This window comes from Dialister sp. CAG:357 (assembly GCF_000435155.1).
GTDB classification, from domain to species: Bacteria; Bacillota; Negativicutes; order Veillonellales; family Dialisteraceae; genus Dialister; species Dialister hominis.
This window is the reverse complement of sequence record NZ_FR896446.1, coordinates 1-8,827: the sequence shown is the minus strand read 5'-3', so window position 1 is coordinate 8,827 and position 8,827 is coordinate 1. Positions and strand designations below refer to the sequence as shown.

The window sequence follows — 8,827 nt, the reverse complement described above, 5'->3', positions numbered from 1 at the left end:
TTCCCTATCCTATATATGTCTTTAAAACAGACTGATCTCTCTATCGATCCATGACTCTTGTCTGGCTTCTACCACCTGATCCTCTTTTTCTACGTGGCCTATGAGGAGTGGGGAGTGCGGGTCGTGTTTGTTTCTGTTTTCGATGACGGCTTCGGGGCTTTCGTTGGCGTAGCAGTATTTGCAGAGGTGCGGGCAGGTGGTGTAGGCGCCTATGTCATTTCCGAGGAGACAGGCGCAGCCTTGTCTTGCCTGGTGGGTTTTGATGTTTGGGATTTTCAGTTTGAGGTTGAAGGCTTTTTCCAACTTTTCTTTTGTCATGCAGCCGCTTGTGTCTATGCCTATTTTTGCAAGGCCCGGGTCTTCCAGGCAGGAGGAGACGTGGATGCCGTGCTGCTCTCCTATCTTTGCCATTCTTTCTGCCATGCTGTACTGGATTTCGTTGCTGACTCTTTCTGCTTCGGGGAAGTTCCTGATGGTTTTCTTGTAGAGGTCGATGAAGGAAATGACGCAGGATTCTGTGCTGCCTTCGAGTTTTTCTGCCATGTCTCTGAATGCACAGATGTGGCGTTCGGGTGTGAAGGTTTCGGTGAGGAGGATAGGATCGTACCGCCAGACGGTTCTTTCTTTTCCTACTTTCCCTGACAGTTTCCTGAAGGAGGAGATGACTTCTCCTGCAGGCGGGACGTTGGGTTCTATGTCTCTGTCGTAGGGCGTGATGGTGACGTGCCAGTACTGGCGGTAGCCTGCAAGTTCTCCCAGTTTTCCCAGCATGGGCGCGGGGTTCTTGGTGCAGAAGGCGATGACGTCTACGACTTCGGGGTCGATTCTGTAGCTTGTGATTCTCTGGTAGTTGAAAGGGTTCCTCACCATGACGGAGCCTTCGCGGACGCGGCGAAGGAACCAGTCTGCATAGAAGGCTGGTATGTCGGTTCTCTGGCCAGTGTTCAGTATCATGGTGCTCCTTTCTTCCTTACATGAACTGGTGCATGTAAGGGATGTATGCGTACTCTAAGAGGAAATAGAAGAGTCCTCCGGCGGCAAGGCCTGTGATGGCACCGTTGATGCGGATACCTTCGAGGTCTGTGTGGACTTTGGATTCGATGAATTCGTTCAGTTCTTCGCTGGAGAGGAATTTCAGGACGCTGACGGCTGCGCCCGCCAGAAGTGTTCTTTCATGGTCGGCGAGTTCGGCAATGAGGTCTCTAGCTCCGCTGTCGATTCTTCCGCGCAGGATGCTGTCTGCTGCCAGGCGGTCGATAGCGCTTCCTGCAAAGCCGTGCAGGGTGTTCTCCAGTTTCGTCTTTCCGTTTTCGTCTTCGTTCCATTCGGAGAGGAGGCTGTCGATCATGGTCCTCGCCTTTTCCCCTGCCGGATATTTTTCAAAGAGGCTCTTTCCGAAATCTTCGAGGGCGTCTTTCGTTTCTTTGTCATCGACGAAAGCATGGATAGCTTCGTCCCAGCGGGCCAGGAGTGTCTGGTGGAAAGGATCTTCCGGCTTTTTCCAGCGCTCGATGGCAGCTCCCAGGGCCGCAAGTCCGGTCTCTGCCATTTCTTCATAGTCGATGGTGCCGGTCAGTTCAGCAGCGGAAAAGAGGAGCCGCTTGAAGAAACCAGCCTGCTGCTTCTGCTCTTCCCCTGCTTTTTTAATAGCTCCGGCGAGGGCTTCCTTCGCTCCTGCTGTCTTCGCTTTTTCTCCGACCAGCGCCAGAAGTTTCTGCAGCCATTCTTCACGGCTCATCCTGGCAAGGATTTCTTCTCTGGCTTTTCCTGCGATCAGGGAAATGACTTTTCCTGTTTCCCCATCGGCAAGGCTGGCCGCTTTTTCTTTGTTTTCGCTGACAAGTCCCGTGAGGAAACGGGCGCCTTCTCTGGCAAGAAAGGATTCTGCCGCCTCGCGGACTTTTTCATTGTGGAAGAATTCTCTGTCGGCGAGTTCCATGACAGATCCTCCGAGGGCGCCTTTCAAAAGGCCTGTCTTGTCGATCAGGGAATCGCTGACGGCGGACAGTTTCCTGATGACGGCATCTTGGTTCGACGGAATCAGCGGCTTGTACGGCAGATGGAAGCGCCTCCGGAAGAGGGCTTCGACGGCGATCCAGTCGGCGCAGCAGCCGATAAGGCAGGACTGGGCCAGGAAGTAGAAGATGGAAACGGCTTCGCTTCCGCTCCACGGGCTAGCATGCTGAAGGATCACTGCCGCGCCAAAGAGGATGGCGGAGGCGAGGAAGAGGCGGTTGGCTGTCTGGTATCTTTTCATAGCGCACCTCCTACGAGCGGAATCAGGAAGAAGAGCAATCCCAGAATGGCACCGAAGAGGGAGCCATTCAGACGGATGGCAGCGGTGTCCTCGGAGACAGCTTCCTTCGCAAGGTCTGCCATCGTCCTTCCATCCATAGTGGAGAGCTTGTCCGTGACGGCATTCCCGATCGATTCATGAATCTTCGGGAGGAGCGGCAGGATAAGGCGGACGATGAAGGCATCGAAGGCGCGGCGTTTCTTCTCATCGGCAAAACCTGTCTTGATGAGGGAAAGCGCACCTTCCGAAAGGCGCATGGCCGCCATTTCCTTATTTTCCTCCCAGAGGCGGAAAGCGGTCTCCTTCCCTTTTCCGGCAAGGAGCACGACAACTTTTTCAGTAATGAAATTGTTCACTCTGCGCTTCACGTCTTTATCGTCTTCGAGAGCGCGGATGATTTCCATGCACTTTTCGTCGATCCATGCGCGGGCAGGGCTTCCCTCTTCTGTCAGGGAATCGGCCAGTTTCAAGAGCTCTCTTCGGATGAGTGTCGTCACTTCTTCTGTCTTGTCTTCCATACGGGAGCGGAGAAGGCCGCGGAGAAATCCATTCTGCTCGTAGTCTTTCCATGCAGAAAGGTAGATGCTGCGGATTTCGTCCTGCGTGCATTCGTCTTCAAGAAATCCCTTCGCTTCACGCGCGAGGGCTTCGATGAGCGGCTTGCTTCTTTCTCCTGTACGGAATTCTTCGAGGACGAGAGCGATCTGCCCTGCCCAGTCCGTATCCGCAGCAGCGCCGACGGCTTTTCCGGAGAGGAAACGCCAGAGTTTCTCCTTATCCAGAGAATCCAGTGAAAGGAGTGCTGCTGCGTCGAGGACATTCTTCACGCCGGCTTCATGGGAGAGGATCCAGCGGTAGAGGACATCGGTGGGAACATTTTTCACGACAAGCGCCTTGATCTGCTGTCGCGTCAAAAGTTCCTGCGTGATCATATCCCGCGCGAGGCGGATGATCTTGTCCCGGTCCTTTGCGATAATGTCCGTCCTCTTCCCTATGCCAAGCGGCTTCCCAAAGAGAGAAGCAACGCCGAACCAGTCAGCAAATCCCCCGACCGTCGCGGCAAAGCCCAAGTGAAAGCACCCTTCCGCCAGAAGGGAAATATCTTTATAAGGAGCGGCCGCCGCTGTCAAAACAGCACTGGCCGCCAGGACAACATTCGCCCAAGTTTTCTTCTTCAAGGGAGGCCTCCTTTCGGGGGGAAAATTAGTAAAACCGAACAAATAGGAAAGATTAAAACCTTACAACCAAGGCTGGCGCCTTGAGGAAAACCTCGAAACCTCGCTACGCTCGAGGAAATGCAACTCATCCGAGAAATTTTAAAATGCAAAAATTTCCCACCTTCTCCTCCCGGAGCAAGGTTAAGACCGGCCTACGGCCCTTTTTACCGTCTGGGAAGGCAGGTTTTGTGGCATTTCCCGTGGGTGGCCTTTTAGCTTCTCTCCCCCTTCCACGCAAAAGGAGATGGGAATTCGGGGTTCCATCTCCTTTCTTTTTAGTGTCCGCGTTTTAGTTTTTTGAGGTCTGCTGCGGGTTGTTCGCAGATTTTTCTGGCTTCGGTGAGCCATCTTTCCCGGAGGGTTGTGGGGGCGAGGACGTTTACGCTGGAGCCCTGGCTTAGGAGCCACATGAGGATTCCTTCGCCTTTTAGTTCTGCGGTGATGAGCCAGCTGCCGTCGTCCTGGAGGACTTTTCTGGCTGTCGGGATGCGGTCCATGACGGCTTCTATGGATCTTCCTGTGTAGAGGAAGGCTACGTGCTGGATGGAGCCGGAGAACATGTACTGGGTCTGGTTCTTGAAGACGCCTTCTCTGAAGCGTTTGTTGTAAGGGACGTCCCATTTGATTTTTGTTTCTTCGACGTCGGACATGCGGTCCAGTCTGTAGGTCCTGGTGTCGACGGTGGGATCGGGTTTATGGTCGTCGCCGAATGGGAGGGCGATGACGTAGAAGTAGTATTCGGAGAAGACGACGCCGAGGGGCAGTGCTCTGTGGGGCGTGCCCTGGGCGCTTCCTATTTTCGTATAGTCGAAGGTGATGACGTGATGTTTCTTGATGGCCTGGGCGACTTCCCAAAGCTGGTCCATGTCGGGTTTGCCGTGGGACGGGTCGAGGTAGTCGAAGAGTTCGCGTTTGACGAATTCCTTGATTTCTTCCTGTTCTTCCGGAAGGACGGCGGACTGGAGAAGGCGGTTCATGAGGGACTCGAGGTCTTTCCTGCTGTAGGTTCTTCCGCCAAGGAGGATCTTGCAGATGGCGAAGAGTTCACTCTTGGAAATGAAGCGGTTCTCGACTTCGGCGATGCGGTATGTCCTGTCTTCTCTGCTGTAGCGCAGTTCTCTTCTGGGGCCGTCTTCTTTCTCTGCTTCTTCGAGGTACTGACGGATGGCAGCGAGGTAACGGTTCGCGGTTCGCGCGTTCACGTCGAAACGTGTGGCAATCTGTTCTTTCGTAAGAGGATGCCCATGGATCATTATGTCAAAGAGGGCCAGCATTTTCCCTGTCTTGTTGTCTTCTTTTTCATCTTTAATGGCAACCATGACTATCACACTCCTAAAACGACTTATTATTACATGGTTCAATTATACCAAATCATGCGTTTAGAGTTAAATATGATGAGTGAAAAAGATATGAGACTTGGGCAAAGGAAATGTATGAAATTGAGAAGAGCTGCAGGAAATGTGTGGTCATTTCTACAGCTCTTTTTTCATTGAAACTTATTTCGCTTTTTCCATGGCGGGGTTCTTCAGTGTGAATGCGGCGATGGCTCCGAGGATGCCGGCTATCCAGAGGATCTGGAGGGCGGCGGTGAGGCCCCAGATATCAGCGGCCCAGCCTACGATGGGCGCGAAGATGCCGCCTAATGTCGTGGAAAGTCCGAGGGTAACGCCGGAGGCGAAGCCTGCATTTCTTCCAAGGTAGGTCTGTCCCAGGATGACCATCGGGCTGTATCCGGAGAATACAGAGATGGCGCATGGCACGAGGAGGGCTGTCGCGAGGAAGAGATTTGTCGTATTTGTGAGGAGGAAGTAGGCAGGAACCATGATACAGAATGCGGTGCGGATGATGGTCCTGTAGCCCAGGCGGTCAGAGAGCATGCCTCCGAAGTAGGTGCAGACAGCGCCGATGCCAAAGAGGATGGAAAGGGCGGTCGTTCCCTGAGAGGCTGTCGCGCCGAGGGCTCCGATCCAGAGGAGCGGGATGAATGTATTGCTCAGTGTGAAGCCCATAGAGCGGGCAAGGATGCAAACGGAAAGTTTGCCAAAGGAAGGCCAGTCGTTCGTCTCCCCTGTTTCTCCAGAGGAAACTTTCTTCCTGTCTGCGACGCGTGTGTCGGCGAAGACTTTTCTGGAACGGGAGTAAAGGAGTGCGGCTGCGAAAAGGTTCACGATGCCGAAGATGACGAGGGAATGGATACCGAGATGGTAAGCGCAGATGCCGGCAAGGATCGGCCCGATAGCGAATCCCCCATTTCCACCGACGGAGAATGTCCCCATCGCTTTCCCCTTCTTCTCACCACTGATGCGGTTCACCATGAGAGCGGCTTCAGGATGGAAGAGTGCGCTTCCCACGCCGCAGAGGATGGCAGCGGCAAAGATGGCGTAGTAGTTCGTGAGAAATCCCATTGCTGTCACGGCAAGTCCGCAGAGGACGGACCCCAGCGGGACGAACCAGGGACGGGAAATCTTGTCCGAATAGTAGCCGAAGAGCGGCTGAAGGATGGATGCCAGAAGGACATTGGCAAAAATAAGCGCGCCGGCTGACTGGTAATTAAGGCCGTAGTGTGCGATGAAGTATGGCAGCAGAGCAGGAATCGCGCCCTGCGCCCAGTCCACGGACAGGTGCCCGAGTGCAAAGAGATAGATTGCAGAACTTTGTTGTTTCAAGATGGCGCCTCCTTGGACAATGCAATGGAAATCCCGATTGCGAGATTTTTAGATATGCCAAAATTATAGAGGATTTGGGATGGAGTAGCAAGGGGGGGAGATATAGGAAGATAAAACCGAACTTCGTTCGATGGAAAACCATAAAGCAAGGGAAAGGAGGAAAACCATAAAACAAGGAAAACCATACCGCCGCCTTACAGGCTGGGAACTTCATCTCATTCCCCGGCTCCGCCGGTACCTTCTCCTTCGGCGCAAGGTCAACACCCTTAAACCAGTCTTCGACTGAGGAAAACCTCAAAACCTCGCTTCGCTCGTGGTAATCAACCCTATCCACCGCGAAGCGGTCCCCCTTCCCCGTCTGGAAAGGCGAGTATTGGTGGCCTGTACCGTGGTGTCCTCCCACCAAAAAAGAGCACGAGGTTTCCCCATGCTCTTTTTACTTTCGGATTACCGGAAGGTCAGTACTTCTTTGAGTGATTTTCTTTCGTTGGCTGCCGGGATGACTGCCGGGTGTCCGATGGCAATGATGCAGGATACGTCGTAGTTTTCCGGAAGGTCAAGTATTTCTTTGATTTTTGCTTCGTCGTAGCGGCCCATGACGAGGGTGCCGAGTTCGAGGGCGTTGGCTGCTACGCAGAGGTAGGATGCTGCCATGCCTGCGTCGAAGGACTGCCAGTGGGTGCCTTTTGTGGTGGATGGTGTGCCGTCTGGTTCGTAGCCGGAGAGGCCTTTGATGGCGCAGAGGATGATGAGGGCCGGCGCTTCGTGGATGTTTTCTGTGTTCCACGGGAATTTCTTTGTGCATTCGTCGGCGATGCGGTTCTTCAGGTCTTCGTCAAGAACGGCAATGTAGCGGATGGGCTGGGTGTTTTCCCAGCAGGATGCCATCTGCGAGGTTTCCACGACATTTTCGATTTCCTGCTGCGAGAGCGGTTCTCTGGTGTATTCGCGGACGCTTCTTCTGGAAATCAAACAACTAATAGCTTCCATCTTTTCCTCCTTATTTCGGAAAAAATCTGACTTGGGGATCAGGAATCCCTCTGTTTGGTTCCCTCTATTTTAGCATATTTTTGCATCTTTCCAAATGGTCTTGATGGACTATCTGGAAGGAAATAAATGGGCGCCGTCGAGCTGGTAAATGTCTTCTTTTCCCTGGTCGTCTGGGGAGTAACGGATCTTGACGTAGATGTCTGGTTTTGCGTCATCATGGAGCCATACGCCGATGGTGGCAAGGGTCTGGACGCCGTCTTTTCTGCTGCCGGTTCTCCAGATGCTGTCGTTTGGTCCGTCATGCTCATCTTCGGAGAAAGCAATCATGTCGTCCAAGGTATATGGCGCATGGGGCTCGGAGAGGAGTTCGTCGATACGGTGAAGTCTGGTGCTGCTCGATCTTCCTATTTTGTGATTGAATTGTGTCAAATCCGGCAGGAGGAAATGGTTTGTGTGAGCCAGTGTCCCGTTCTCTTCTGTCTTTACGTCCCAGATGCCGTCTTCGCCGATTTCAACGTACGCGATTTCATGGGCGTCTGCCATGAGAAAGAAGCCCGGGCTCTTGAAGTAATCTTTCATTTCGAGCGCTTCTTTGACCGAGGAGCAATTGCCAAGGAGTGCTGCGAGAGTGCCGCGCTTGCCGTAGGCGAGCCGTACGTCTTTGGGAATCGGTTCAGCGACGGCGGAGAAAACGGCGAATCCTGCTTCGTTCACTCCGCCTGTCAGCGACATATGATCTTCGTTGCCGCCGTAAATGCCGTAGTAACGGTATACGTGGCCCTGATGGTACCGCATTTCCTGGTACATGGGGTGCTCATCGCGGTTCTTCACGATGATGGCTCCCCCGCCTTCGACGGCGCTGCCCTGAGCGGCAAAAAGCGTGCATGCCTTCGCCTGCCATGGGAGTAAGATCAGGCCGGCAGCCGCTAGCGCCCATGCGGTCTTTTTCAGTGAGAATTTCATGGAACGTCCTTCCTTCGGGAGCTTTGCAGCCATCCCCTTCCGGATTCATGCTTATCATACGCCTGTATAGCCGTCATACAGCAAGCATCCGGGATGTATTAAATGAAATAAAACCTTGAATTGAGGGAGAGAAAACTAAAACCTTAACAACCAGCCTGAAGGCTGTAAAAGTAATAAAACCTTCACCCAGCCTTTCGGCTGTGAAAGGAGATAAAACCTTTACAACCAGCCTTACGGCTGATGGAAAAGCTTCGATTTCCTTAATTATACGCTTAGAGTGCAATGGGGGATGTAAAACATGGAATAAGAAAAAGATGATAAAACCAAACAACCTCGCTGCGCTCGATAACTTCACCTCCTCAGTCGCCTTCGGCGCCAGCTCCCCCGTGGGGAAGCCTTTCGGTTGGCATGTTTTCCGTTTCGCCACACTTGGCGGTTGTGAAGGTTTGATAAGAAATAGCTTATTGATTTGAAAGCGTACCTTGGCACTTTAGCAATGCTGCGTCAGCGACGAGAAAACATGAAAAACCATACAGCCGGCCCATGGCCTGGGAACTACTGTATCCCCGGCTAACGCCGCCCACCTTCTCCTTTCGGAGCAAGGTCAACACCCTTAAACCAGCCTTCGGCTGAGGAAAACCATACAACCGAAGCAATGCTGCGTGGTAATCAACCCTATCCGCCCTTCGGGCACC

7 protein-coding genes are annotated in these 8,827 nt (G+C 53.1%); all 7 read right to left on the bottom strand.

The window, feature by feature from the left end; translation table 11 throughout:
* Positions 1–21 precede the first annotated feature (21 nt).
* Complete coding sequence (locus M3200_RS06870) at positions 22–954, bottom strand: DUF1848 domain-containing protein (protein ID WP_022382798.1); 933 nt, start codon at positions 952–954, stop codon at positions 22–24.
* A gap of 16 nt (positions 955–970) precedes the next feature.
* The gene (locus M3200_RS06865; RefSeq protein WP_022382797.1) at positions 971–2,257 is read right to left on the bottom strand and encodes a DUF445 family protein; all 1,287 of its coding nucleotides are present in this window, start codon (positions 2,255–2,257) and stop codon (positions 971–973) included.
* Positions 2,254–3,474, bottom strand: a complete 1,221-nt coding sequence (locus M3200_RS06860; protein ID WP_022382796.1) for a DUF445 family protein — start codon at positions 3,472–3,474, stop codon at positions 2,254–2,256. The genes M3200_RS06865 and M3200_RS06860 overlap by 4 nt, the downstream gene beginning before the upstream one ends.
* Positions 3,475–3,788: 314 nt before the next feature.
* Positions 3,789–4,832, bottom strand: a complete 1,044-nt coding sequence (locus M3200_RS06855) for a helix-turn-helix transcriptional regulator (RefSeq protein ID WP_022382795.1) — start codon at positions 4,830–4,832, stop codon at positions 3,789–3,791.
* Positions 4,833–5,009: 177 nt separating this feature from the next.
* A complete protein-coding gene (locus M3200_RS06850; RefSeq protein ID WP_022382794.1) occupies positions 5,010–6,179 on the bottom strand; it encodes an MFS transporter in 1,170 nt (389 codons plus the stop codon).
* Positions 6,180–6,626: 447 nt separating this feature from the next.
* Positions 6,627–7,169, bottom strand: a complete 543-nt coding sequence (locus M3200_RS06845; RefSeq protein ID WP_022382793.1) for a nitroreductase family protein — start codon at positions 7,167–7,169, stop codon at positions 6,627–6,629.
* A gap of 108 nt (positions 7,170–7,277) precedes the next feature.
* Complete coding sequence (locus M3200_RS06840) at positions 7,278–8,132, bottom strand: carcinine hydrolase/isopenicillin-N N-acyltransferase family protein (RefSeq protein ID WP_288178205.1); 855 nt, start codon at positions 8,130–8,132, stop codon at positions 7,278–7,280.
* Between the last annotated feature and the right edge of the window lie 695 nt (positions 8,133–8,827).